The organism is Subdoligranulum sp. DSM 23681, from assembly GCF_057005535.1.
Window position 1 is genome coordinate 123,895 of record NZ_CM168050.1, and the last position, 23,401, is coordinate 147,295.

The following is a 23,401-nucleotide window of genomic DNA, read 5'->3' on the forward strand; positions in this document are numbered from 1 at the left end:
GCTATGGAATATGAAGAGTTTATGGCGCGGGCCATCGACGAGATGCGTGACCGTTTCCCGGAAGCAGAGATCAGCGTGCAGGAAGTGTCCAAGCTGCAGGGCCTGTCCTACACGGGTATGTCTGTCCGACCGGAAAGCAGTGCGATCGGAGCCACCCTGAACCTGAAAGAATTCTATGAGGCGTTTGATTCCGGACTGCCCATCGAAGAGGTCATGAATCGGATTGAGAGCACTGTTGACATGGCAATCCGGCATATGCCGAATTATGATGCCCGCATGCTGGCCGACTACGACCAGATCAAGGATACCCTCACCATTGAGCTTGTCCCTGTCGACGGAAACGAGGAAAAGCTTTCTCAGATTCCGCACAGGAATATGGCAGACCTGGCCGCTGTCTATCGTTTCAAGTTGGAAAGCAACGCGCAAGGTACTGCCAGCGTTCTCATCACCAACAACATGCTGTCCGGCTATAAGATCACCCCGGATCAGCTTCACGCGGATGCCCTGGAAGCTTCCATGAAAAGTCGTCCGGCCAATCTTCTGAACATGAGCGAAGCCGTGCACGAGATGATCGGCAGTATTGGGGATCCTCTGTTCACGGATGAGTTTCCCTCTCTTTGGGTAGCCACTGCGGGCGACGGACAATATGGCGCCGGGGTGATTCAATATCCCGGTTTTCTAGATCAGGCGGCAGAAATGCTGGGCGGCGATTTCTATGTACTCCCCTCCTCGGTTCATGAAGTTCTGCTCGTTCCCGATAACGGCACCATGGAGCTTGAATACCTGGAAGGGCTGGTGCGAACCGTCAATGCGGAAGATGTTGTCCCTGCAGAGCGGCTGTCTGACAGTGTATACCACTATGACAGCGAGGATCATATCTTCGAAAACGCCAGGACATTCGAAGAACGCCAGGCAGCTAAAGACGCCGCCATTCTCCAGGACGAGCCCTTTGACAAGGCTGCGGATGATGCACCCGCCAAGGACACCATCCGGGTTCTCCTGGTGGAGCCGAATGAGCACCCGAAAGTGGTCGAGATCGGCACAGGGCTGAAGCCCCTTCAGAAAGCCGTCGGCGGCGATATTGAAGTCGTTTATCCCTATGCAGATCCGGTGGGGTTGATCGTCAACGAAGAAGGCAAGATCAACGGGTTGCCGCTGAACCGGGCACTGCGTGACGAAGACAACGAGATCTATGACATTGTGGCCGGGCCTTTCCTGGTCGCCGGGCTTACCGAGGATAGTTTCGGGTCGCTCACCGAGGAACAGATCAGTAAATTCGAAGCGCTTTTTCATCAGCCTGAGGCCTTTGTGAGGATGGGCCACAGCATTCTGGCGATCCCGATCCCTGAAGAGGCGCTTCAGACGCATGATGCCGACAAAGCGAAAGAAGACCACACAGAGAAGCCAAAGCGCAAAACGCCCGACCGTGACAGCCTCTGAGCGCGCACCGTCCATGAACCCGACTGAAGAAGGTGGTAAACCATGCAGGAAGAAGTCGAAAACAGAACCGTCAATTTGGCCATCAGCGTGTCCAAACTCACCGCACGGAGCATTCTCCGGCTTGCGCTGAAGGGGCTTGCGTATCTCAGGCGGAAGTCCAAGGAATCGGCCATGAAAAAGCCGATCGGCAAGCAGACAATCCAGCAGCTTATCGGGCAGGACCAGGGCGTTACCAACATCGACATCTCCAAAACAGACCTGAAAGGATTTGAGAAATACGCCCGGAAATATCGTGTCGACTATGCGATCACCAAGGATAAATCCGTGATCCCTCCCAAGTATCTGGTCTTCTTCAAGGCAAGGGATGCAGATGCCATGACGGCTGCTTTCAATGCCTATTCTGCGGAGATTCTGGCCAAGAACAAGCGCCCCAGTGTTCTCAAGACGCTGCACAAGCTGATCAACGCAGTGCGCGACATCCCGGCCAAGGCGGTCAACCGGGACAAGCAGAGGGAGCAGTCACGATGAAGCTGGATACTCGCAAGCTGAAAAAAGGCTTTATTCTGGCGCTTCCCTATCTCACGGTTGGTCTCATCTGCACCAACCTGGGTGAAGCCTGGCGTATGGCGGAAGGTGCCGATGCATCCGAAAGATTGCTGTCCTTCTTTGCAGCCATCGGCATCGCCTTCGGCACTCCCCTGCCAAGCCTTCACCCCTTTGACTTGTTGGTGGGTCTTGTCTGCGGCGCGGCCTTAAAAGCTGCCGTCTATCTCCGGGGCAAAAACGCCAAACACTATAAGCACAACATCGAGTACGGCAGCGCCCGCTGGAGTGCATAATTTTAAGTGTAAAGGACACCTACATGGACGCACAGGAGGTTATGCACATGACTGATTATAGCAAAATTACCGCCCTTTACTCCCGCCTTTCCGTGGGCGACGAGGACAGGGACGGCGGTGAGAGCAACAGCATACAGAACCAAAAAATCTTTTTGGAGAACTATGCCAGAGGACAGCACTTAACCAATATCCGGCACTACATTGACGATGACGAAAGCGGCAGATTTTTTGACCGTTCTGCCTATTCCCGCATGATGGACGATGTAGAAAACGGAAAAATCGGTGTCTGCATTATGAAAGACCTGACGCGCTGGGGGCGCGACTATCTCCAAGTTGGCAACGCTATGGAGATATTCAGACGGAACAATGTGCGCTTTATCGCGGTCAACAACGGGATAGACAGCGAGAAGCCCGACACATTGGAGTTTGCGCCCTTTATCAACATCATGTCGGAGTGGTACGCAAAGGACATCAGCAAGAAAGTAAAGACCGGCATTAAAACGAAGGGCATGAGCGGAAAGCCGATTGCCACCGAAGCCCCCTACGGCTATATGAAAGACCCGGACAACAAGGATTTTTGGATAATCGACGAGGAAGCCGCCGAGGTTGTGCGCCTTATTTTCCGTCTGTTTATCGGCGGGAAGAACCGCAACCAAATCGCCGTATATCTGACGCAGGAGCAAATCCCTACCCCTACTTTCTACATGAAAGACCGGGGACGGGGAACGTGTAAAAACAAGGCGCTCAATGAGGATAACCGCTACAAGTGGAACAAAGTCACCTTGACCCATATCCTCACGCGGCAGGAGTATTGCGGCGATGTAGTCAACTTCAAGACTACAAAGCATTTCCGGGACAAGCGGAACCACTATGTAGACCGGAGCCAATGGCAGATAACCGAAAATGTGCATGAGCCGATTATTGACCGCGCCGACTTTGAAACCGCACAGCGGATTTTGGAAAACGCGCCCGTCAGACGCCCCAACGGGGACGGGGAAATCCACCCTTTGTCGGGCTTGCTTTTCTGTAAGGATTGCGGCGCAAAAATGCACATCCGCATAGATTACAGGAACGGCGGCAAGCGGCATGTTGCCTATTGCAGCGAGTATCACAAGGGGAAAGCCAAAAACCCCAAGTGCCATTCCCCACACATCATCGACGCGGACTTGCTCATGCAGACCGTCGCGGAAGTGCTGAAGAAAATCGAGGACTACTCTATCAGCAACCGGGCGGAGTTTGAAGCCTTAGTGAAAAAGAACCTTGCCATGCAGCAGACCGACCAGACCAAGAAGCAGCAGAAACGTATCCCGCAAATCACGACACGCCTTGAACAGATTGACAAGGTGCTGAATAAGCTCTATGAGGACAACGCCCTCGGCACTATCCCGCAAGACCGCTATGAGCAAATGTCGCAAAAATATTCGGAAGAATACTACACACTGAAAACGGAGCTTGCCACACTCCAAGAGCAGCTATCCGCTTATGAGAACGCGGGAGGGCGGGCGCAGAAGTTTTTGAAGCTGACGGAACGCTATGCCGCCTTTACTGACCTGACCCCCGCCATTCTCAACGAGTTTATCAGCCGGATTGAAGTGCATGAGCGCGACAAGAAAAGGGCAAAACAGGCTGTTCAGCACATCGGGATATATTTTAACTATATCGGCAGATTTGAGAACGAAGTGACGCAGCTTGCAGAGCCTACGGAGCAGGAAGTCCGGCAAATGCGGGAGGAAATCGAAGAAGCCCAAAAGGAAAAGAGCCGCGCCTACCACCGGCAGTATTCAAGGGAGTACCGGGCGCGAAACCTTGAAAAGCAACGGGAATATGACCGCATGAAAGCGCGGGAATACCGGGCAAGGAGAAAGGCGCAGGCCGCCGCCGCAGCACCCGCACAGTAAAACAGAATACCGACAACTAAGAGGGATTTTCCGGGCTACGGGAAATCCCTTTTTCGCGCCCGGAGAAAGGAGCCGCCTATGGCAGAACAGACCCCCGACAGTATCATCACGACACAGAAGAACGGACAGACCATCGTTGCGGAATTGTTTTTCAATCACAGCGGCACAGAAACATTCCGCGACAAGCTGCTCAAAGTGATACTTGCCGACAGCTTGCAGGACGGTCAAGAGCCGGAAAAATCGGAAATTTTGCGATAACAGCCGCCCCGACGATACATTCCCCGTCCGGGCGGTTTTTATCGTCAAAAACGCCGTTTTCTCCAAGTCAAGAGCCGGAGAAAACACCCGAAAAATGCCCCTATTGCGTAACAGGGGCGCAGAAAGGAGAGTTTATGCGAACAGGGCTTCCCAAGCAAAAAAAGACCACAGACATCTGGTTTGATGAGAAAGACCCGTTGATCCATATCCGTACCCACAATACCGACTTGAAGAAGCGGCTTGCCGCCTATGCCGAGCAGCACCCCGATGTGTGCCGCCAGACCGACGCAGACCCGGAAACGGGCTGCATGGAGTTTGACATTGAGAAAGGCCGCTTCTCTTTCCGTCTGACCGCCCCATACAGCGAGGAACGTCGGGAAGCGGCGCGGCGGTACGCCAGAGAGAGCAACGCCGCCGACAGGCTGAAATAGAGTGGAAATGTTCATAGTTTTGTGCTATACTTTTTCTAAAAGCAGAGTAATACTGCGGAATTGATTGGAGGACAACACAATGGTTACATTTATGAGATTAAGATAAAACCGCGAGTTATGTTGCGGTTATCCGTATTGCATAACTCGCTTATTGAAGCAGAGATGTAATTACAGAGGAAAAACAAATGAATAATAATTTATCACGCTTTGCAGACAGCAAGGTTTATTTTCAATGCCCAATTTGCACAAAATCAATGGATATACAAGGCAATAGCCTAATTTGTAGACATGGACATTGCTTTGATATTTCAAGATATGGGTATGTAAATTTGTTGTTAAAATCATCGCCCAAAACCAACTACAGCAAGCGGTCTTTTGACAACCGGCACCAAATTTTGGAGTATGGCATGTATGATGTTGTGTTGGAGAAAATCATACAGTTTATTTCTGATACGCCATCTATAAGAAACATTTTAGATGTTGGTTGCGGCGAGGGTTTCTATGCAAGGCAGATACAGCAAAGAACAGAACGAAACATCTTTGCCTTTGACTTGTCAAGGGAGGCAATACAGATTGCATCAAAAAAAGACAAGCGCAAAGCAGTGAAGTGGTTTGTTACTGACTTATCAAAAATCCCTTTGAAAGACGGAAGTATGGATTGTATTTTAGACATATTTTCGCCTGCACACTACAAAGAATTTCAGCGATTGCTATCTCCTAACGGATATGTTGTGAAAGTAATTCCTACGAAAAATCATTTGAGGGAAATCAGGACTAAAGTGCAAGCACACTTGAAAAATCCAGATTATTCAAATGAGTCTGTCGTTGAATATTTTGAGAAATATCTTAAAACCATTTCAAGAGAAACGGTTTCAGCCACCGTACAGTTGTCATCAGAACAAAGAATGTCGTTTATTGAAATGACGCCGCTTCTCTTTTGCGTTGAAAAAGATTGCGTTGATTGGCGTACTCTCACACATTTGACAATCGAAGCTGATGTTTTAATAGGAATGTATTAAAGGGCGTATTGATATTTAATATTCCCATTTATTGAGCAGAACGGAGTAAACCAAACACCCTAATCAAAAGGACAGCCGAGGAAATCGACTGTCCTTTTTCTATGCCGACAGGTAGAAAGGAGTGACCACCCATGACGAAACCGAGAGAAAAAAACCGCGAGGAATTGCAAGCCGAGATTGAGGACGGGAAGAAGAAAATCCGGCAGCTTGAAAACCGGGAAAAGGTGTTGCGGCAAAAGTTATCCCAAGAGGAACGCAGGACGCGCAGCCATCGGCTGATCGTCCGGGGTGCGGTCTTTGAGAGCATTGTGCCGGAAGCCAAGACCATGACCGACGAGGAAGCCGCCGCCTTTCTCCGGCTTGCCTTGACGAGCGAGGAAGCGCGGGCTTATCTGAAAAAACGCACCAAGGGCGGGAAAAGCGAATAATCCCTTTGGCACAAAGGGCACAAAGGGCGCACTTATACACCCTTACGGGTGCGTGCGCTCTGCCGAGGGCTTGTCGGCACAGAGAGAAAGCCGCTTGCTTCCCTCTCTGACCGACATTGGCGGCTTTGCCGCAACAAGGGGCTGCACCCCTTGCGCCGCTTACGCGGCTATCCCTGCACACCCACAAAAACAGTACACCCGCCGTTGGCGTCTGTACCATTTTTGCGGGTTTTATTATCCTATCCGGGAGGTGATACCCATAGCCATCTACCATTGTAATATCAGCATTGTCAGCCGGGGCAAGGGCAAATCAGCCGTTGCCGCAGCCGCCTACCGAAGCGGCGAAAAGTTGACAAATGAGTGGGACGGAATGACCCACGACTACACCCGCAAAGGCGGTGTTGTCCATACGGAAATCCTACTGCCGCCCAATGCCCCGCCCTCTTTCTCTGACCGTTCAACCTTGTGGAACAGCGTGGAGCTTTACGAGAAAGCCGGGAACGCCCAGCTTGCCAGAGAGATTGACGCGGCGCTTCCCATAGAGTTATCCAGAGAGGAACAGATCCGGCTTGTCCGGGAATACTGTTCCTCTCAATTTGTTTCCAGAGGAATGTGCGTTGATTACGCCATTCACGACACCGGCAAGGGCAATCCCCATTGTCACATCATGCTTACCATGCGCCCCCTTGACGAGCGCGGCGCATGGGCGGCGAAGTCCAAAAAGGAATATGACCTTGATGAAAACGGCGAGCGTATTCGCTTGCCAAGCGGCAAATACAATAGCCACTGAGAAAGGCGAGCTGAACCGGAATATCCAAAAGGCAAACCGCCTTATCCGGGAAATCCGGGCGCAGATTGGAAAGCTCAAAGAATGGATTGGCGAACTGTTCAAAGCGCGGGAAACCGCCCCGGAGCAGACCCCGCAATCCCCCGGCCTTGCAAATCTGCTGATGAAATATTTAAGCGTTCAGAGAGAAAAGAGCCGGAAGTATTCGCAGAGTTGGCAAAGGCAGCACGCCGCCGATGAATTGAAAACCATAGCGGCGGCGGTCAACTATCTTTCCGAGCATGGTATCTCTAATCTTGACGAGCTGGACGCTTCTCTTTCCTCTGTCAGCGATAAAGCCTATTCAATCCGGGAGGGAATGAAAACCGCCGAGCAGCGCATGAAAGAGCTGCAAAAACTCATGGAGTACGGCAGAAATTATCAAACCTACAAGCCCATACAGGACGAGTATCGGCAAATCCGCTGGAAAGGAAAACAGGAGAAGTTTGCGGAAGCCCGCCGCGCCGAGCTTACCCTATGGGACGCGGCAAACCGCTATCTCCATGCCCATTTGCCGGAGGGCGTGAAAACCCTGCCGATCTCCGCGTGGGAGAAAGAATATACCGCCCTCAAAGCACAGCGGGAAGCGGAATATGAAACGCTGAAAGATACCCGCGCCGAAGTTGCCGAGCTTCAAAAAATCCGCAAATGCGTGGATATTGCACTCCGCGCCGACCAACCGGCACAGACGCAGAGCCGCACCAAGCGGCAGGAACAGGAGCGATAAAGGAAAGGACGGGCAAGCTGTTCGGCTTGTCCGCCCTCTGTACTATTGGATGGATAAAAGGCGACTCATTTCTTTTTGAATTTTGTTACAATCTTATTTACCCATATATCTACAATTATATCACCTATGGTTGCAAGGAAATCAACTATTAAATCAATCATAAGATCACCTCTTAAATCCAACTTGCTAACCCCATTATATTTGAAATCTGTGAACAATTCAACCACAGAAAGAGAGGTATCAACCATGTATTACACCCAAGAACAGATAGACCGGGCGAACCAAGCCGACCTTGTTTCTTTCCTACAATCACAGGGCGAGCAGCTTACCCGCGCCGGAAATGAATACCGCTGGAAACGGCACGACAGCTTGACCGTCCGGGGAAACAAATGGTACAGGCACAGCCAGAGCAAGGGCGGCGGCCCCGTCGATTTTGTCATGGAGTTTTTCGGCAAGAGCTTCACCGAAGCCGTGGAACTTCTCACAGGAGAAAAGGGAGCCGTACCGCCGCCGGACAGACCTTGCCCCGCGTCCCTATCCGACTTCCGGCTACCGCCCCCAAACAGCGACAATCGAACAGCGAGGAACTACCTCACAGCAGCCCGCCGCATTGATGAAGATGTGACGGGCTTTTTCTTTGCCCGCGGCGATATTTACGAGGACGCAGCCCACCACAACGCCGTATTTGTGGGGCGGGACGAGGACGGAATACCGCGTTACGCCCACAGCAAGGGGACGGCGGGAAACTTCCGGCTTGATGTGAAAGGCAGCGACAAAGCCTTTAATTTCTGCTACCGGGGCGAGAGCGACAGGCTTTTTGTCTTTGAAGCCCCCGTTGACCTGCTCTCTTTCCTCTGCCTGTTCAAAAAGGCATGGCAGAAACAGAGCTATTTGTCATTGGGCGGCGTGGGAGAAAAAGCCCTGTTGCGTTTCCTCTCTGACCGCCCAAACATCAAGACCGTTTACCTCTGCCTTGACAGCGACCAAGCGGGAAACGACGCTTGCAGCCGCCTTGCGGAGCTTGTGCCGGAGGGATATACCGTCCACCGCCTTGTGCCGCTGTTTAAGGACTGGAACGAGGTATTGCAGCACCGGGCAGAAATCACAGACGGGAAGTATATCCGGGAAGCGGTTTACGGCTTGAAAGAGCCGCCGCAGGAAGAAACCGTCGAGATTATTCGCATGAGCGAGGTTGACACACAGACCGTTGAATGGCTATGGGAGCCGTATATCCCGTTTGGAAAAGTAACCATTGTGCAAGGCAATCCCGGCGAGGGCAAGACCACCTTTGCCCTACGCCTTGCCGCCGCCTGCACCACCGGGGGAACGCTGCCGGGAATGAAGCCCTTGCCGCCATTCCAAGTGATTTACCAGACCGCCGAGGACGGGCTGGGCGATACCGTCAAGCCCCGCTTGATAGAAGCCGAAGCCGACCTTGACCGCGTGCTTGTGATTGATGAAGCCAAGCGGGAGCTTACTCTCTCCGACGAGCGCATAGAAAAGGCAATCACGCAGAACGAGGCGCGGTTGATTATCCTTGACCCCATACAGGCGTACATGGGCGAGAAAACCGACATGAACAGGGCAAACGAAGTGCGCCCCATGTTCCGCCGCCTTGCCGATGTTGCCGAGCGTACCGGGTGCGCCGTTATCCTTATCGGACACTTGAACAAAGCTGCCGGAGGGCAGAGCGCATACCGGGGCTTAGGTTCTATCGACTTCCGCGCCGCAGCAAGGAGCGTCCTGCTGATCGGGCGCGTGAAGCGGGAGCCGAATGTGCGTGTTATCGTCCATGACAAATCTTCCCTTGCGCCGGAGGGCAAGCCCGTTGCCTTTTGCCTTGACCCGGAAACAGGCTTTTCATGGATAGGCGAATACGACATCACCGCCGACGAGCTGCTATCCGGCGCGGGCGGGAACACCGCCACCAAGACCGAGCAAGCCGAGAAGCTGATACTTGACCTGCTTGCAGACGGGAAAGAGCTTGCCAGCGAGGACATTGTAAAGGCCGCAGCCGAAGCCGGAATATCCGAGAGAACAGTTAAAAATGCCCGCCGCAACCTTGATACCCAGATAGAAGTCATACGCCGGGGAAATCAATGGTACTACCGCAGGAACGAAGCCAAGAGTGCAAAGTAAGAATGCAATCCGCAGATACCTTTGCATTGTTGCATCCTTGCACCCTTACCCGATATGACCGCCTCATGTGCCGACCACATGGGGCTTTATCTTTGAAAGGAGAGCCTATGAACAATGAAACCAGCAAGACCAGCACCCCCGCAGCCGCTTCCCCTCTGACCGCCAAACCCGACCTTGTGAAGAACATCGGCGGCACGACCTTTGACATTCATATCCATTTCAGCGAAACCAGCCGGGAAACCTTTACGGACAAGGTTGTGCGCCTTATCAAGAACGACAGCGGCGATGAAACCGCTTAAAAGCAAGATACTTTTTTCTTGTTCCTTATTGACAAAACCCGAAAGGCACCACGCTCCTTGAGGTCGGTAACGCCTTTGTCCATGCCAAATACCGCATCAAGATTTTCAATACGATCAACTTCCACAAATCCATGCACTACAACCCTTTCGCCTATATCCACAGCGAGAAGGACATTCTGAAGCTGACAACCACACTTATGGCCAACACCAAGGGCGAAGGCAAGGGCGGAGACCCTTTCTGGGACAAGGCCGAGACACTTCTTTACTGTGCCCTCATCGGATATATCCACTATGAAGCACCAAAAGAAGAGCAGAACTTTGCCACACTGATCGAGTTCATCAACGCTATGGAGGTTCGCGAGGACGACGAGGATTTCCAGAACCCGGTCGATCTGATGTTTGAGGAACTCAAGAAGAAAAAGCCGAATCACTTTGCCATCCGGCAGTATGCAAAATTCAAGTTGGCGGCCGGCAAGACTCTGAAAAGCATTCTGGTATCCGCCGGGGCCCGCCTTGCCCCCTTCGACATCCAGGAAGTCCGCGAAATCACCATGTATGATGAGCTGGAACTGGACACTTTAGGCGATGAAAAGACGGCCTTGTTCCTGATGATGTCTGATACCGACGGGAGCTTCAATTTCCTGATCAGCATGATCTACACCCAGCTGTTCAATCTGCTGTGCGAAAGAGCCGATGATGTGTACGGCGGCAGGCTCCCTGTGCATGTGCGATGCCTGATTGATGAGGCGGCCAACATCGGCCAGATTCCAAACCTGGAAAAGCTGGTAGCCACCATCCGTTCCCGTGAGATCAGCGCCTGTCTGGTATTGCAGGCCCGCTCCCAGCTGAAAGTCATCTACAAGGACAATGCTGATACCATCATCGGCAACATGGACTCTCAGGTTTTTTTGGGCGGCTCCGAACCCACCACGCTGAAGGAGCTTGCAGAAGCCTTGGGCAAAGAAACGATCGATACGTTCAATACCTCGGATACACGCGGCAACAGCCCGAGCTATGGAACCAACTATCAGAAGCTGGGCAAGGAACTGATGAGCCGGGATGAACTGGCCGTTCTGGACGGCAGCAAATGCATCCTACAGTTGCGCGGCGTCCGGCCTTTCCTGTCCGACAAATACGACCTGACCCAGCACCCGAACTACAAGTACACAGCCGACTATGATAAAAAACTCACCTTCGACATCGAGAAGTACCTGGATACCAGAGCAAAGCTTCACCCGAAGGATGAGTTTTTTGTTTTTGGAGAGGATCTGTAAGCCGACAGATACGTAGTCCATGAAATCTTCCCTGTCAACGCGCAGGCAGCCTCTGCTGCCTGTTTACATATCCGGAGCCGACCAATCATCAGCCCCGGATATTTTTATGTCTTTCGAACCGGCAGGTGCACATGCCGGTGAAGAAGACAACATCAACCAACCAACTCCGCCGCAACAGGCGGGCAAAACAAGGAGGAAAAACTTATGGCATTCTTTAACAGCGCAATCAGTGTTCTGCAGACCCTCGTCGTGGCTCTCGGTGCCGGTCTTGGCATCTGGGGTGCAATCAACCTGCTGGAAGGCTACGGCAACGACAACCCCGGTGCAAATGCTCATGTGCCATAAAGTAACACATAAGAATTGATAGACAGCAGCCCACTATTCCGCAGCAACAGCGAGTTGCTTGTTAAAACCCCATTTTGAAGTTATAATGAGTAAAAACAACCTTTAGGAGGGACGGGCATGGAAATACAAGGTATTCTTAAAAATTTACGCGAGAAAAACAACCTTACGCAAGAACAACTGGCTGAACGTGTGCAAGTTACCCGACAGGCGGTTAGTCGCTGGGAAACAGGCGAAACGCAGCCAAATACAGATACCTTAAAACTGTTATCACGAGTTTTTGATGTGTCAATCAATACGCTTCTGGGTTCTCCACGGCAACTTGTTTGTCAGTGTTGCGGAATGCCATTGAATGAAGATGGTCTGATTAGCCGAGAACCAGACGGAAGCTATAACGAGGACTATTGTAAATGGTGCTATGCTAATGGGAAATTTGCATATCAATCCAAGGAATCTTTATTGGATTATCTGGTTGCGAATATGCCAAATCCCGATAACGCAGATGAAGAAACCAGACGTAATCAGTTTGATTTGTACCTTTCGCAATTAAAGCACTGGAAATAACTATATTGTCATAGCAAAGCCAGCCGAGCCAGTCAACGGTCAAGATGAACGGCGCGTACCGCGCCGCCGTTGACAGCCCCGCCCGCCTTTGCTGGTAGGCAATCAAGGGGCGACAGCAAGGAGTGCTGCCGCCCCGCACTATTATCAGAGAGGGGGAATTTCCATGACCGAAGATGAAGCCTACAAAGTGCATATCCAGTACACCTTTAACGCCTTTTGCAAGGTTGTCATTCGTCACGCCGCCATAGATATAATTTTGAAGCTGCGCCGGAGGTGGGAACGGGAAGTTTCCCTTGACTATCTGATGAATGAGAAGTTTGTCCAGCTTGCCGAGCCGGAGCAGCTTGAAGAATATCTTTTTACCGCCTGCGGCCAGACCGCCGTTCTGTACCATGCGGAACTCGCCGCCGCCCTTGCCCTTTTGCCAGAGCAGACATAGGAAGAAATTTTCCGTTACTATTTCCTGCGCCAGCCGCAGCGGGTGATCGGCGTACATATCGGACGGACACGCAGCACAGCAGGGCGGCATATCCAGCTTGCCTTGAAGCGGCTCCGGCGGCTCATGGAGGGAAAACGCTATGAGTAAACTTCTCCCCTATGAAACAATCGTCAAGGCGCATGAGGGCGACCCGGACGCAATCGACACCGTTCTTTCCCACTACGTCGGATATATCCGATACTGTTCCAAAGTACACGGGAAAGTCAGCGCCGAGGTTGAGGAACATATAAAACAGAAGCTAATCGCCGCGCTGTTCAAATTTCGCTTTGACCGATAAGCAAAGAACGAACACCGACTGTCATTAGCGATTTTCACCAGCAAGTTTACAATTCATCTATTCCCATAAGTAAGCGGTCATAGTATAATAAAGCCATCGACAAATAGTAATTATATTTTTTGAAAGAATTCTATAGAGTAAAAATATTTTGTCTTCTATGTTTTAGAAAATGTGCAACAGTCGTTCCGTGAGACTGGTATGTGCCCAAAAAAAATGGTCTATGCAAGAAAATAGATACAACAATAGTGAGCAAATGATTCAGGTAAAGATCAGATATATAATATTTTAAAGTAATTGTACATTTTTTAAGAAATTACAATGGTCATTCATCGTGTTTGAAAGAATAGGTTATTGGCGCACTTTACTTATATATCGTTTTACAGGGGCTGTTTTTTATGCAACGTTAGGGCTTACTCGTATATAGTTATGAAAATAAATAGAGAATGAGGTGCGATTAGATGAAAAATCTTGGATATTCACAAAATTTTTTGGTTAATAAAAAGTTGGTAGAACGTTTAATAAGCAAGTCAAATATTGATGTAACAGATTATGTTATTGAAATTGGTCCTGGAAAAGGGATAATAACAGATGTACTTTCTCAGCATGCTGGAGAGGTTGTTGCAGTTGAATATGATCAAGAATTATATAATAATTTAGTAAGATATCACAGTCATGATAATGTTACATATATATTTGGTGATTTTTTAAAATATAAGTTGCCTTTAAATCGCAGATATAAAATATTCTCCAATATTCCTTTTCAGATAACAGCGGATATTATTAGGAAATTAACAGACGATGTAAATCCACCATCAGATATAAATATCATAATTCAAAGAGAGGCAGCTAAAAAGAATTGCGGTATTCCATTACAAAAATATGAAGGTTTTCGTGCTGCTATAATAAAGGCACAATATAAGGTAGAAATTACACATAGTTTTAAAAGGAGCGATTTTTTTCCTTCGCCTAATGTTGATACAGTTATGCTTCATATGCAGTTATGGGATGATAGATTGAGTGGTGATGATCTTCAAAATTATAAAGATTTAGTGGCTTTTTTTTACACTAATATTAAAGGAGAGACTGCTAAAGAGAGACTTTCTATTTTATTTTCTAATGAGCAAATCAAAAGATTGGGAAAAGCCAATAGAATTAGTCTTTCAAATTCATATACGTTAATCACGGCCGAGCAGTGGATGAATATTTATTATTACTCCAAAATTGGATTGACAGATGAAAAGAAAAAAAAGTTTCAAGATGCATATAAAAAACTTCAAAAAATGAATAAAAAATTGAAAAAGCAAAACAGAACATCTTTACGAAAGTCTAGTAGCAATAAGAAATGTAGAACAAGGATTGATACTTCTAATGGTACAAAAAATAGATAGTATTGATAATTTCTATAAAAATGTGCATGGTAGTGCGAAAATCTGAGAAGAGAATTTAATGCTGGATTTTGTTGATAGTAGATTTCAATGAGTTAACCATAAAAGTATATTAGAAAGTAAAAACAACAGGGGTAGTAGAATATATTTGTTAGATACAAGAAGGAGAGATTGAATTTAAGGTCATCTAATACTCGCGGAATAGTGATAATAATGGTAAGCTGTATTGAAAAAAAACAAAATAACTAACATTATGGGATTATTTCGGTATGAATTGATGTTTTATCATCTTACATAGAATCAGAAATTTGAAAAATTAAAAGAGGACTAAGTTTATGAGAACCCTGTTCTTAACTTCAAGTGGCTTAAACGAAAAGACTATGGTATTATTTTGGAAATGTATCGGAAAAGAACCGATTAACACAAAAGCGATTTTGGTTCCATCCGCCGCAGTTGGAAATGATGGTGCGCGAGAAGGAATCATTGTATGTATGGAGCGCCTTATGAATATGGGAATACCTATGAATAATATTCTTATATATAATCTTGCGTTTTTACTTTCCGATGGATATAAAAGAACATATTCAAGTTATATTAGTGACATACCTGTACCGTTTCGCTTAATGAGTGTTCAAGAACTCACTCAATATGACATGATTGCTTTTTGTGGAGGAAATGCCCATACGCTTCTTAGCGAAATAAACAGAACAGGATTTTCGAAGCCCCTAAAGCAAGCAATAGAGAATGGATTGGTGTATCTGGGAATTAGCGCAGGTAGTATGATTGCTGCCGGAAATTTTTCCGATGGATTAGGATATTTAGCAAATCCGTTGATACCACACGCTGAAAAAGAGAGCCCTTTTGGAGATATATCGAAGAACGATTTGATTGAATTGGCTGACGGTCAAACTGTATTGATTAAAGGGAATCGACAGGAAATTATTTAATAAATTGAATACTGTTGTTTTTTTATCTTCGGGGCACCCTGACCCGAACTTTCAAAACTGAATATCAGCCGCCCACCAGCGGCCAGCGAAAGCAGTAAGTCTGAAAAAGATTTGCTGCTTTTTTTGTGTCCATTTGGCAAAATCGAAAATCACCCGTAGTAGGTAGGTGAAGCCAGAAAAAACTGCCTGCTCCGTTTGGCAAATTTCTAAGAGCGGTGGTGTGGGGAGTGAAAGGAAAAATTCTCTGCCCCGCCGGTTGCCAAAATCCTGTTGCCCGGATTACTAAGGCAAAAGAAATTTTGAAAAATCCCCGTCCAGCGGGTAGCTGGCGGCCTTTGAAATGTATCTTTAGCGGAAAGGGAAAAAGCCGCAGCCAGCGGGCAGCAAAGCCCCGTTCCGGCGTCATATTGGCGAAAGGAAAAAAGGCCGCCCACAGCGGGCCGCAAGCCCTGTCCTGTCCGTTCTATGTACGGAAAAACCAGACAGGGGCAGTCTGCGGCAGTCTTAGAGCAAGTTTCTACCACGGTGCCAAAATCCGCAATTCTGCGGTTTTGTCCCTCGCGGGAAACTTGTTGGGGAGTGCCTTCCCCAAACCCTGCTATGGCGGCTTGCGCCGCAAAAAGATTTCCGTTCGGCAGGCCGTTTTTTTGCGAGAACTGCCCCGGAAATACCTAACAGACCAGCCTATTTTTTGTGATAAGTGAAAGGAGGTTTACAGCCCATGCCGAAGCGATACAACACGCCCCACCGCAGCCGCGTTGTGAAAACCCGGCTGTCCGAAGATGAATACGCCGACTTCACAGCGCGGCTTGCGCCCTATGGTATCAGCCAGTCCGAATTTCTCCGGCAGGCGATACGGCGCACCGCCATACGCCCAATTATCCATGTGTCGGCGGTCAATGACGAGCTGCTTTCCGCTGTCGGGAAACTCACAGCCGAGTACGGCAGGATCGGCGGCAACCTCAACCAGATTGCCCGGTATCTGAACGAGTACGGCGTACCCTACAATGCGCTGTCCGGCGAGGTACGCGCCGCCATAGCCGACCTTGCCGCCCTCAAGTATGAAATCTTACAGAAAGTAGGTGACGCGGTTGGCAACACTCAAGCATATCAACTCTAAAAACGCCGACTACGGAGCCGCCGAACAATACCTGCTTTTTGAGCATGACGAGTTTACCATGAAGCCCGTCCTTGATGAAACCGGCAGGCTTATCCCCCGCGAGGACTACCGGCTGTCCACGCTGAACTGCGGCGGGGAGGATTTTGCCGTTGCCTGTATGCGGGCAAATCTCCGCTATGAGAAAAACCAACGGCGGGAAGATGTGAAAAGTCACCACTATATCATCAGCTTTGACCCACGGGACGGCCCGGACAACGGCCTGACCGTAGACCGGGCGCAGGAATTGGGCGAGAAGTTTTGCGCCGAGCATTTCCCCGGCCACCAAGCCCTTGTATGCACCCACCCGGACGGGCATAACCACAGCGGCAATATCCATGTGCATATCGTTATCAATTCGCTGCGGATAGAGGAAGTCCCGTTCCTGCCCTACATGGACAGGCCAGCCGACACGAAAGCCGGGTGCAAGCACCGCTGTACCGACGCGGCCTTGCGCTACTTCAAGTCCGAAGTCATGGAGATGTGCCACCGGGAGGGGCTTTACCAAATCGACCTCTTGAACGGCAGCAAGAACCGCGTCACAGACCGGGAGTATTGGGCGCAGAAAAAGGGACAGGCCGCGCTGGACAAGCAGAACGCCCCCATGATTGCAGGCGGTATCACGCCCCGGCAGACCAAGTTTGAAACGAACAAAGAGAAGCTGCGGCAGACCATACGCGCCGCGCTGTCTGCGGCGGCCTCATTCGAGGATTTTTCCTCTCTGCTGCTGCGGGAGGGCGTGACCGTCAAGGAGAGCCGGGGGCGGCTTAGTTACCTCACGCCGGACAGGACAAAGCCCATTTCCGCCCGCAAGCTGGGCGACGATTTTGACCGCGCCGCTGTCCTTGCCGTTTTGGAGCAGAACGCCGCCAGAGCCGCAGAAAAGGCCGCGGCTATATCCAGCACCCCGCCCTCTATCCAAGACCAACTGCGGGCAGACAGAGCCGCCCGAACCGCCCCGAATGTGCAGCGGCTTGTGGACATTGAGCAGAAGAAAGCCGAGGGGAAAGGCCGGGGCTATGAACGCTGGGCGACCATGCACAACCTCAAACAGATGGCCGCGACGCTGAATGTGTATCAGGAATACGGCTTCACTTCCCCGGAGCAGTTAGAAGCCGCCGTTGATACCGCCTATCAGGAAATGCGCCAGACCAGCGGCGAACTGAAAGCACTGGAAACGAAGCTGCAAGGGAAAAAGGAATTGCAGCGACAGGTGCTGGCCTACGCCAAGACCAAACCCGTCCGCGACGGCCTGAAAGCGCAGAAATCCCCCAAAGCCCGCGAAGCATACCGGCAGGCGCATGAGAGCGATTTTATCATAGCCGACGCAGCCGCCCGGTATTTCAAGGCACATGGCATTACCAGGCTGCCCGCCCGGAAAGCGTTGCAGGACGAGATCGAGCAGCTTGTTTCCAAGAAATCCGGCCTGTATAACACCTATCACGCACAGAAACAGCGGTTTAAGGAGTTGCAGACCGTCAAGCGGAACATCGACCAGATTTTGCGCCGGGAGGAACCCCGCCGCAGAAAGGAGCAGAGCCATGAGCGATAACCTGCCCCGCATGGACTACCGCCAGCACCGGCGGGCGCGGCGGCTGGTGCATGAGTGCTGTAACTACGACGAGGGGAACTGCCTGCTGTTGGACGACGGGGAGCCTTGCGTATGCGTCCAGAGCATTTCCTTTTCCCTCATGTGCCGCTGGTTCCGTGTGGCTGTCCTGCCCCTTGACGGGGAGCTGGCCGCAGCCCTCTTGTACCGGGGGAGCCGGAAACGGTGCGCCGTCTGCGGCGCGGCCTTTGTCCCCAAATCCAACCGGGGAAAATACTGCCCCGGCTGCGCCGGACGCATGAAGAAAATCAAAGCCGCCGAGCGAAAGCAGAAACAAAGGCAGAAATGTCACGCTTTAGAGCCTTTCAAACCCGCATAAATCAAGGCTTTTTTCGTGGGTGTCAAAGGGTACGCGATACATTTATCCTTTTCCCCCGGAAACAGCGTTCTAAATGCGTACAAACCGTCAAAATCAACCCGAACACAGGGAGGTGATCCTATCGCTGATTATATCATGGCAGACACGAAGCTGCCCGCCTATCTGCCCTATCCCCGTTTCCTGCTGAAAATGGAGATTTCCCAGACCGCCAAGCTGCTCTATGCGCTGCTGTTAGACCGCTCCACCCTCTCCCAGAAGAACAAGTGGCAGGACGGCGAGGGCAGGATTTATATTATCTATCCCATCGCGGAGATAGCCGAAATACTGGATAAAGGCAGCACCACCATAAAGGGGGCGCTGAATGAACTGGACATGGCGGGGCTGCTGGAACGGGAACGGGGCGGCTTCTCCGCACCGAACCGACTGTATGTGAAAGTGCCGCGTGTGCCACAGGTACAGTTTTCCGACCAACTGATGGCCGGAAAACCGACCCTCATAGAGCCGGAAAACCGACCAACTGATGGTCAGAAAACCGACCTTATGATGGTCGGAAAACCGTCCCCTAACCAAACTACTATAAACAACCTTACAGAGAACCAAACAAAGGGAGTGAGTGGGGAGCCGCCCGCGCCCTATGGCCGATACCAGAATATTTTTCTGTCACAGACCGAATACGACGAGTTGCAGGCAGAGTACCCCGACAGGCTGGAACGGTTCATCGAGGAAATGAGCCGCTACCTTGCCGCCAGCGGGAAAAGCTACCAGAACTATGCCGCCGCCCTTCGGATATGGGCGGGGAACGACAAAAAGGGCGCCCCGAAAAAGGGCATCCCTGACTACTCATGCAAGGAGGGCGAGAGTTTATGAAGAACGAAATCAACGCTGTTTTGGAGAATATGACGACTGCCACCCCGGAGCCGGAGGACTACACCGGCGAGGACGGTTTACTGTACTGCGGCAGGTGCCGCAAGCCGAAAGAAGCCTATTTTGCGCCGGATAAGGCCGCTATCTTTGGCCGCGACCGCCACCCGGCAGAGTGCGACTGCCAGAGAGCCGCCCGCGAGGAACGGGAGGCCGCCGAGAAGCGGCGCAGGCACTTTGACACCGTGGAGGAACTGAAACGCCGGGGCTTTACCGACCCCACCATGCGGGACTGGACTTTTGAGAACGACAACGGCAGGAACCCGCAGGCCGGGATTGCCCGCCGGTATGTGGAACACTGGGAGGATATGCGAGCCGACAATATCGGCTGCCTGTTCTGGGGCGGCGTGGGAACCGGGAAAAGCTACCTTGCGGGCTGTATCGCAAACGCCCTTATGGAGAAAGAAATCCCCGTCCACATGACGAATTTTGCCCTTATCCTCAACGACCTTGCCGCCAGCTTTGAGAACCGCAACGAGTACATTTCCCGCCTTTGCCGCTATCCGCTGCTTATCATTGACGACTTCGGCATGGAGCGCGGCACCGAGTACGGGCTGGAACAGGTTTTCAATGTGATTGACAGCCGTTACCGCAGCGGCAAGCCGCTGATCGTCACGACCAACCTCACGCTGGACGACCTGCGGAACCCGGAGGACACCGCCCATTCCCGGATTTATGACCGCCTGCTTTCCATGTGCGTCCCGGTACGCTTTACCGGCGACAACTTCCGGCAGGAAGCCGCGCAGCGGAAAATGGAGAGCATGAAGAAACTGATTACCGACTGAAAGGAGTATTGCCTATGACAGATAACAAGCAGCACGACACCCGCACCGCCCGCCGCCCCGACTGCGTGACGGAAATCCGCATGGGCAATTCCGTCCTTGTCGTGTCCGGCTATTTCAAGAAAGACACTACCACCACCGCCGCCGACAAAATGGCGCGGGTACTGGAAGCGGAAGCCGCTGCTACACAAAAACCGGCAATTTGACAAACCATAAAGAAGCAGATTTTACACTTTTGCCGCTATACAGCCCCCGCTATTCCGTGGTACAATAAAGCTACGGAATAGTGGGGCTGGCTGTCGGAAACGGAGGATTTTATGTTAAGACAAGCCACCCAAAACCTCATTACCGCCCTTTATCCGAGATTGTCCCATGAGGACGAATTGCAAGGTGAGAGTAATTCCATATCGAACCAAAAAAGGATACTCGAAGCCTTTGCAAAACAGAATGGCTTTACCAACCTGCGCTGGTACACCGACGACGGCTTTTCCGGCGCGAACTTCCAGCGCCCCGGTTTTCAAGCCATGCTTGCAGACATTGAAGCCGGGAAAGTGGGTACGGTCATCGTCAAGGACATGAGCCGGTTAGGGCGAAACTACTTGCAGGTAGGGTTTTACACGGAAATGCTGTTCCCTCAAAAGGGAGTGCGTTTTATCGCTGTCAACGACAATGTGGACAGCGCAAACGGCGGCATGGACAACGATTTTACCCCTCTGCGAAATCTGTTCAACGAATGGCTGGTGAGAGATACGAGCAAGAAAATCAAAGCAGTAAAACGAGCAAAAGGCATGAGCGGCAAGCCCGTTACCAGCAAGCCGGTCTATGGCTATCTCATGGACGAGGACGAGAACTATCTCGTTGACGAGGAAACCGCGCCGGTTGTCCAGCAGATATACCAGCTTTGCCTTGCCGGGAATGGCCCGACCAAGATTGCCCGTATGCTTACGGAGCAGCAAATCCCTACGCCGGGAACGCTGGAATACCGCAGGACGGGCAGCACCCGCCGCTACCACCCCGGCTATGAGTGCAAATGGGCGACGAACACCGTTGTTCATATCCTCGAAAACCGGGAGTACACCGGCTGTCTGGTAAACTTCAAGACGGAGAAGCCCTCTTACAAGGTCAAGCACAGTGTAGAGAACCCCGTAGAGAAGCAGGCCATTTTTGAGAACCACCATGAGCCTATCATAGACCGGGAAACATGGGAGCGCGTGCAGGAGTTACGCAAGCAGCGCAAACGCCCGAACCGCTATGATGAAGTGGGGCTGTTCTCCGGTATGCTGTTCTGCGCCGACTGCGGTCATGTGATGTACCAGCAGCGGTATCAGAACAAGAACCGCAAGCAGGACTGTTACATCTGCGGCAGCTACAAGAAGCGCACCCGCGACTGTACGGCGCACTTTATCCGCACCGACCTGTTGACCGCCGGTGTCCTCTCCAATCTCCGGCAAGTGACCGAATACGCCGCCAAGCACGAGAGCCGCTTTGTGAAGCTGCTTATCCAGCAGAACGAGATCGGCGGCAAGAGAAAGACCGCCGCAGCCACCAAGCAGCTTGAACAGGCGCAGGAGCGCATTGCCGAAGTGAGCCGCATTATCAAGCGGCTGTATGAGGACAATGTGAACGGCAAAATCAGCGACGAGCGTTTCATGGAACTGTCGGCAGACTATGAGCAGGAACAGCGGGAACTGAAAGACCGCGCCGCCGCTTTGCAGGCCGAACTGGACAAGTCGCAGGCCGCCACCGTCAACGCGGAAAAGTTTATGGGTATCGTCCGAAAGCACCTTGCCTTTGAGGAACTTACCCCCACCCTCTTGCGGGAAATGATTGAGAAAATCGTCGTGCATGAGTGTAGCTATGACGAGAACGGCACCCGCAGGCAGGACATTGAGATTTATTACAGCTTTGTCGGCAAGATTGACTTGCCCGAAGCCTAACGCCCGACCTATCCGACACAATGGCCAAGTGCCGGATAGGAACGGCAAAATTTTTTACACTTCTATTACTTCTTTATCACACATAAGCAAAGAGCCAGGGCATGAAGCAGCTGATGGCCGGCGGCGGTGTGGCCCTGATCGGCATGACCCTGGTGCCTCTGCTGTCCGGTCTTTTCAGCTAAGGAAGGAGTGTTGATCGTTGGACAGCGTACTCGATCAGATTGGAGAATGGTTCAAGGAAATCCTTATTTCCGCCATCATGAACCAGCTGACGGGACTGTTTGATTCGGTAAACACGCAAGTCGGCGATATTGCAACGCAAGTGGGAACGACCCCGGCGAACTTCTCGCCGGGGATCTTCTCCATGATCCGGACTGTTTCCGAATCCGTAATTATCCCGATTGCAGGTCTGATTCTGACATTTATCGCCTGCTATGAGCTGATTCAGATGATCATTGAACACAACAACCTTGCCAACTTCGAAACCTGGATTTTCTTCAAATGGGTCTTCAAGACCTTCGTTGCCGTCGTTCTGATCACCAACACCTTCAACATCGTGATGGCCGTCTTTGACGTGACACAAAACGTGATCAATAATGCAGGCGGGCTTATTACAGGCGACACGGCAATCAATGCCACCGCCCTGGAATCCCTGCAGGACACACTGGACTCCATGGAGATCGGCAACCTCTTGGCCCTCTTCCTGAATTGTCTGGTAGTCCAGCTGACCATCAAGGCTCTTAGCGTCGTGATTTTCGTGATCGTCTACGGCCGCATGATTGAGATCTACCTGATGACCAGTCTGGCGCCGATTCCGTTTTCTACCTTCGGGAACCGTGAGCAGAGCATGATGGGACAAAATTATCTGCGTTCCCTCTTTGCCCTGGGATTTCAGGGTTTCCTCATTATGATCTGCGTCGGCATCTATGCGGTGATGATTCAGAGCGTATCGGTTTCGGATGACATCATTGGATCCATCTGGGGGATTCTCGGGTACACGGTGCTGCTCTGCTTCACCCTGTTCAAGACCGGCACCCTCGCGAAGAGCGTATTTTCGGCTCACTAAGGAAGGAGGGTTCCATCTC

Annotated in this window: 25 protein-coding genes and 4 pseudogenes; all 29 read left to right on the forward strand. The window is 51.0% G+C overall.

The annotated features are described in order from the left end of the window. The first annotated feature begins 3 nt into the window (after positions 1–3). The 29 genes and pseudogenes from AC127K_RS00555 (at position 4) to AC127K_RS00695 (ending at position 23,382) form a co-directional block, all read left to right on the forward strand. Positions 4–1,440 carry a DUF5688 family protein gene (locus AC127K_RS00555; RefSeq protein WP_483721188.1) on the forward strand — a complete coding sequence of 479 codons (1,437 nt, stop codon included), beginning with the start codon at positions 4–6 and terminating at the stop codon, positions 1,438–1,440. Between the two features lie 42 nt (positions 1,441–1,482). Further along, positions 1,483–1,968: a PcfB family protein gene (locus tag AC127K_RS00560; RefSeq protein ID WP_483721189.1), complete on the forward strand. Its 486-nt coding sequence runs from the start codon at positions 1,483–1,485 to the stop codon at positions 1,966–1,968. Next, positions 1,965–2,270 (forward strand): annotated as a pseudogene (locus AC127K_RS00565) (VirD4-like conjugal transfer protein, CD1115 family); the annotation flags it as partial. The gene AC127K_RS00560 and the pseudogene AC127K_RS00565, both read left to right, overlap by 4 nt. Positions 2,271–2,302: 32 nt before the next feature. Further along, entirely contained in the window at positions 2,303–4,177 is a 1,875-nt protein-coding gene (locus AC127K_RS00570) for a recombinase family protein (RefSeq protein ID WP_005930681.1), read from the forward strand. Between the two features lie 78 nt (positions 4,178–4,255). After that, positions 4,256–4,435: a transposon-encoded TnpW family protein gene (locus AC127K_RS00575; protein WP_005930684.1), complete on the forward strand. Its 180-nt coding sequence runs from the start codon at positions 4,256–4,258 to the stop codon at positions 4,433–4,435. A 134-nt stretch (positions 4,436–4,569) separates the two neighbouring features. Then, positions 4,570–4,866 (forward strand): P-loop NTPase family protein, encoded by a 297-nt coding sequence (locus tag AC127K_RS00580; protein WP_005930687.1) that lies wholly within the window; start codon positions 4,570–4,572, stop codon positions 4,864–4,866. Positions 4,867–5,051: 185 nt separating this feature from the next. Next, positions 5,052–5,885, forward strand: coding sequence for a methyltransferase domain-containing protein (locus AC127K_RS00585; protein WP_002584969.1), 834 nt, complete (start codon positions 5,052–5,054; stop codon positions 5,883–5,885). Between the two features lie 131 nt (positions 5,886–6,016). Beyond that, positions 6,017–6,313 (forward strand): DUF3847 domain-containing protein, encoded by a 297-nt coding sequence (locus AC127K_RS00590; RefSeq protein ID WP_016147288.1) that lies wholly within the window; start codon positions 6,017–6,019, stop codon positions 6,311–6,313. A gap of 94 nt (positions 6,314–6,407) precedes the next feature. Next, positions 6,408–7,103, forward strand: a complete 696-nt coding sequence (gene mobQ / locus AC127K_RS00595) for a MobQ family relaxase (RefSeq protein ID WP_483721190.1) — start codon at positions 6,408–6,410, stop codon at positions 7,101–7,103. After that, positions 7,051–7,866 (forward strand): hypothetical protein, encoded by an 816-nt coding sequence (locus AC127K_RS00600; protein WP_483721191.1) that lies wholly within the window; start codon positions 7,051–7,053, stop codon positions 7,864–7,866. Before mobQ ends, AC127K_RS00600 begins: the two co-directional genes overlap by 53 nt. Before the next feature lie 246 nt (positions 7,867–8,112). Then, complete coding sequence (locus AC127K_RS00605; protein WP_369948995.1) at positions 8,113–10,005, forward strand: AAA family ATPase; 1,893 nt, start codon at positions 8,113–8,115, stop codon at positions 10,003–10,005. 107 nt (positions 10,006–10,112) lie between these two features. Further along, positions 10,113–10,304 (forward strand): transposon-encoded TnpW family protein, encoded by a 192-nt coding sequence (locus AC127K_RS00610; RefSeq protein ID WP_087235179.1) that lies wholly within the window; start codon positions 10,113–10,115, stop codon positions 10,302–10,304. Between the two features lie 89 nt (positions 10,305–10,393). Beyond that, positions 10,394–11,578: pseudogene (locus tag AC127K_RS00615) on the forward strand (VirD4-like conjugal transfer protein, CD1115 family); the annotation flags it as partial. Between the two features lie 204 nt (positions 11,579–11,782). After that, positions 11,783–11,911: pseudogene (locus AC127K_RS00620) on the forward strand (Maff2 family mobile element protein); the annotation flags it as partial. Positions 11,912–12,040: 129 nt separating this feature from the next. Next, on the forward strand, positions 12,041–12,484 hold the full coding sequence (locus AC127K_RS00625) for a zinc ribbon domain-containing protein (RefSeq protein WP_002571021.1): 444 nt from the start codon (positions 12,041–12,043) through the stop codon (positions 12,482–12,484). A gap of 163 nt (positions 12,485–12,647) precedes the next feature. After that, positions 12,648–12,923: a hypothetical protein gene (locus AC127K_RS00630; RefSeq protein ID WP_483721192.1), complete on the forward strand. Its 276-nt coding sequence runs from the start codon at positions 12,648–12,650 to the stop codon at positions 12,921–12,923. A gap of 139 nt (positions 12,924–13,062) precedes the next feature. Next, complete coding sequence (locus AC127K_RS00635) at positions 13,063–13,260, forward strand: helix-turn-helix domain-containing protein (RefSeq protein ID WP_002571019.1); 198 nt, start codon at positions 13,063–13,065, stop codon at positions 13,258–13,260. Positions 13,261–13,718: 458 nt separating this feature from the next. Beyond that, positions 13,719–14,648, forward strand: coding sequence for a 23S rRNA (adenine(2058)-N(6))-methyltransferase Erm(52) (erm(52), locus tag AC127K_RS00640; protein WP_002571018.1), 930 nt, complete (start codon positions 13,719–13,721; stop codon positions 14,646–14,648). Between the two features lie 332 nt (positions 14,649–14,980). Beyond that, positions 14,981–15,592 carry a Type 1 glutamine amidotransferase-like domain-containing protein gene (locus tag AC127K_RS00645; protein ID WP_002571017.1) on the forward strand — a complete coding sequence of 204 codons (612 nt, stop codon included), beginning with the start codon at positions 14,981–14,983 and terminating at the stop codon, positions 15,590–15,592. Between the two features lie 227 nt (positions 15,593–15,819). After that, on the forward strand, positions 15,820–16,296 hold the full coding sequence (locus AC127K_RS00650; protein WP_040013272.1) for a hypothetical protein: 477 nt from the start codon (positions 15,820–15,822) through the stop codon (positions 16,294–16,296). Between the two features lie 17 nt (positions 16,297–16,313). Continuing rightward, a complete protein-coding gene (locus AC127K_RS00655) occupies positions 16,314–16,712 on the forward strand; it encodes a plasmid mobilization protein (RefSeq protein ID WP_002578912.1) in 399 nt (132 codons plus the stop codon). Next, complete coding sequence (locus AC127K_RS00660; RefSeq protein WP_002571015.1) at positions 16,684–18,300, forward strand: relaxase/mobilization nuclease domain-containing protein; 1,617 nt, start codon at positions 16,684–16,686, stop codon at positions 18,298–18,300. The genes AC127K_RS00655 and AC127K_RS00660 overlap by 29 nt, the downstream gene beginning before the upstream one ends. Next, positions 18,290–18,676: a cysteine-rich VLP domain-containing protein gene (locus AC127K_RS00665; RefSeq protein WP_002571014.1), complete on the forward strand. Its 387-nt coding sequence runs from the start codon at positions 18,290–18,292 to the stop codon at positions 18,674–18,676. Before AC127K_RS00660 ends, AC127K_RS00665 begins: the two co-directional genes overlap by 11 nt. A gap of 15 nt (positions 18,677–18,691) precedes the next feature. After that, positions 18,692–19,543, forward strand: coding sequence for a replication initiator protein A (locus AC127K_RS00670; RefSeq protein WP_002571013.1), 852 nt, complete (start codon positions 18,692–18,694; stop codon positions 19,541–19,543). Beyond that, positions 19,540–20,382 (forward strand): ATP-binding protein, encoded by an 843-nt coding sequence (locus tag AC127K_RS00675; RefSeq protein WP_002571012.1) that lies wholly within the window; start codon positions 19,540–19,542, stop codon positions 20,380–20,382. Before AC127K_RS00670 ends, AC127K_RS00675 begins: the two co-directional genes overlap by 4 nt. A gap of 14 nt (positions 20,383–20,396) precedes the next feature. Then, positions 20,397–20,585 (forward strand): transposon-encoded TnpW family protein, encoded by a 189-nt coding sequence (locus AC127K_RS00680; RefSeq protein WP_002571011.1) that lies wholly within the window; start codon positions 20,397–20,399, stop codon positions 20,583–20,585. A gap of 111 nt (positions 20,586–20,696) precedes the next feature. Continuing rightward, entirely contained in the window at positions 20,697–22,316 is a 1,620-nt protein-coding gene (locus AC127K_RS00685; protein WP_002571010.1) for a recombinase family protein, read from the forward strand. A gap of 86 nt (positions 22,317–22,402) precedes the next feature. Next, positions 22,403–22,498 (forward strand): annotated as a pseudogene (locus AC127K_RS00690) (Maff2 family mobile element protein); the annotation flags it as partial. 17 nt (positions 22,499–22,515) lie between these two features. Continuing rightward, entirely contained in the window at positions 22,516–23,382 is an 867-nt protein-coding gene (locus AC127K_RS00695; protein WP_483721193.1) for a VirB6/TrbL-like conjugal transfer protein, CD1112 family, read from the forward strand. Positions 23,383–23,401: the final 19 nt, after the last annotated feature.

What these genes read in the sequence shown, in the direction of transcription:
- AC127K_RS00555 (WP_483721188.1), top strand. Translation starts at nt 4, where the DNA reads ATGGAATATGAAGAGTTTATGGCGCGGGCCATCGACGAGATGCGTGAC.
- AC127K_RS00560 (WP_483721189.1), top strand. Translation starts at nt 1,483, where the DNA reads ATGCAGGAAGAAGTCGAAAACAGAACCGTCAATTTGGCCATCAGCGTG.
- AC127K_RS00570 (WP_005930681.1), top strand. Translation starts at nt 2,303, where the DNA reads ATGGACGCACAGGAGGTTATGCACATGACTGATTATAGCAAAATTACC.
- AC127K_RS00575 (WP_005930684.1), top strand. Translation starts at nt 4,256, where the DNA reads ATGGCAGAACAGACCCCCGACAGTATCATCACGACACAGAAGAACGGA.
- AC127K_RS00580 (WP_005930687.1), top strand. Translation starts at nt 4,570, where the DNA reads ATGCGAACAGGGCTTCCCAAGCAAAAAAAGACCACAGACATCTGGTTT.
- AC127K_RS00585 (WP_002584969.1), top strand. Translation starts at nt 5,052, where the DNA reads ATGAATAATAATTTATCACGCTTTGCAGACAGCAAGGTTTATTTTCAA.
- AC127K_RS00590 (WP_016147288.1), top strand. Translation starts at nt 6,017, where the DNA reads ATGACGAAACCGAGAGAAAAAAACCGCGAGGAATTGCAAGCCGAGATT.
- AC127K_RS00600 (WP_483721191.1), top strand. Translation starts at nt 7,051, where the DNA reads ATGAAAACGGCGAGCGTATTCGCTTGCCAAGCGGCAAATACAATAGCC.
- AC127K_RS00605 (WP_369948995.1), top strand. Translation starts at nt 8,113, where the DNA reads ATGTATTACACCCAAGAACAGATAGACCGGGCGAACCAAGCCGACCTT.
- AC127K_RS00610 (WP_087235179.1), top strand. Translation starts at nt 10,113, where the DNA reads ATGAACAATGAAACCAGCAAGACCAGCACCCCCGCAGCCGCTTCCCCT.
- AC127K_RS00625 (WP_002571021.1), top strand. Translation starts at nt 12,041, where the DNA reads ATGGAAATACAAGGTATTCTTAAAAATTTACGCGAGAAAAACAACCTT.
- AC127K_RS00630 (WP_483721192.1), top strand. Translation starts at nt 12,648, where the DNA reads ATGACCGAAGATGAAGCCTACAAAGTGCATATCCAGTACACCTTTAAC.
- AC127K_RS00635 (WP_002571019.1), top strand. Translation starts at nt 13,063, where the DNA reads ATGAGTAAACTTCTCCCCTATGAAACAATCGTCAAGGCGCATGAGGGC.
- AC127K_RS00645 (WP_002571017.1), top strand. Translation starts at nt 14,981, where the DNA reads ATGAGAACCCTGTTCTTAACTTCAAGTGGCTTAAACGAAAAGACTATG.
- AC127K_RS00655 (WP_002578912.1), top strand. Translation starts at nt 16,314, where the DNA reads ATGCCGAAGCGATACAACACGCCCCACCGCAGCCGCGTTGTGAAAACC.
- AC127K_RS00665 (WP_002571014.1), top strand. Translation starts at nt 18,290, where the DNA reads ATGAGCGATAACCTGCCCCGCATGGACTACCGCCAGCACCGGCGGGCG.
- AC127K_RS00675 (WP_002571012.1), top strand. Translation starts at nt 19,540, where the DNA reads ATGAAGAACGAAATCAACGCTGTTTTGGAGAATATGACGACTGCCACC.
- AC127K_RS00680 (WP_002571011.1), top strand. Translation starts at nt 20,397, where the DNA reads ATGACAGATAACAAGCAGCACGACACCCGCACCGCCCGCCGCCCCGAC.
- AC127K_RS00685 (WP_002571010.1), top strand. Translation starts at nt 20,697, where the DNA reads ATGTTAAGACAAGCCACCCAAAACCTCATTACCGCCCTTTATCCGAGA.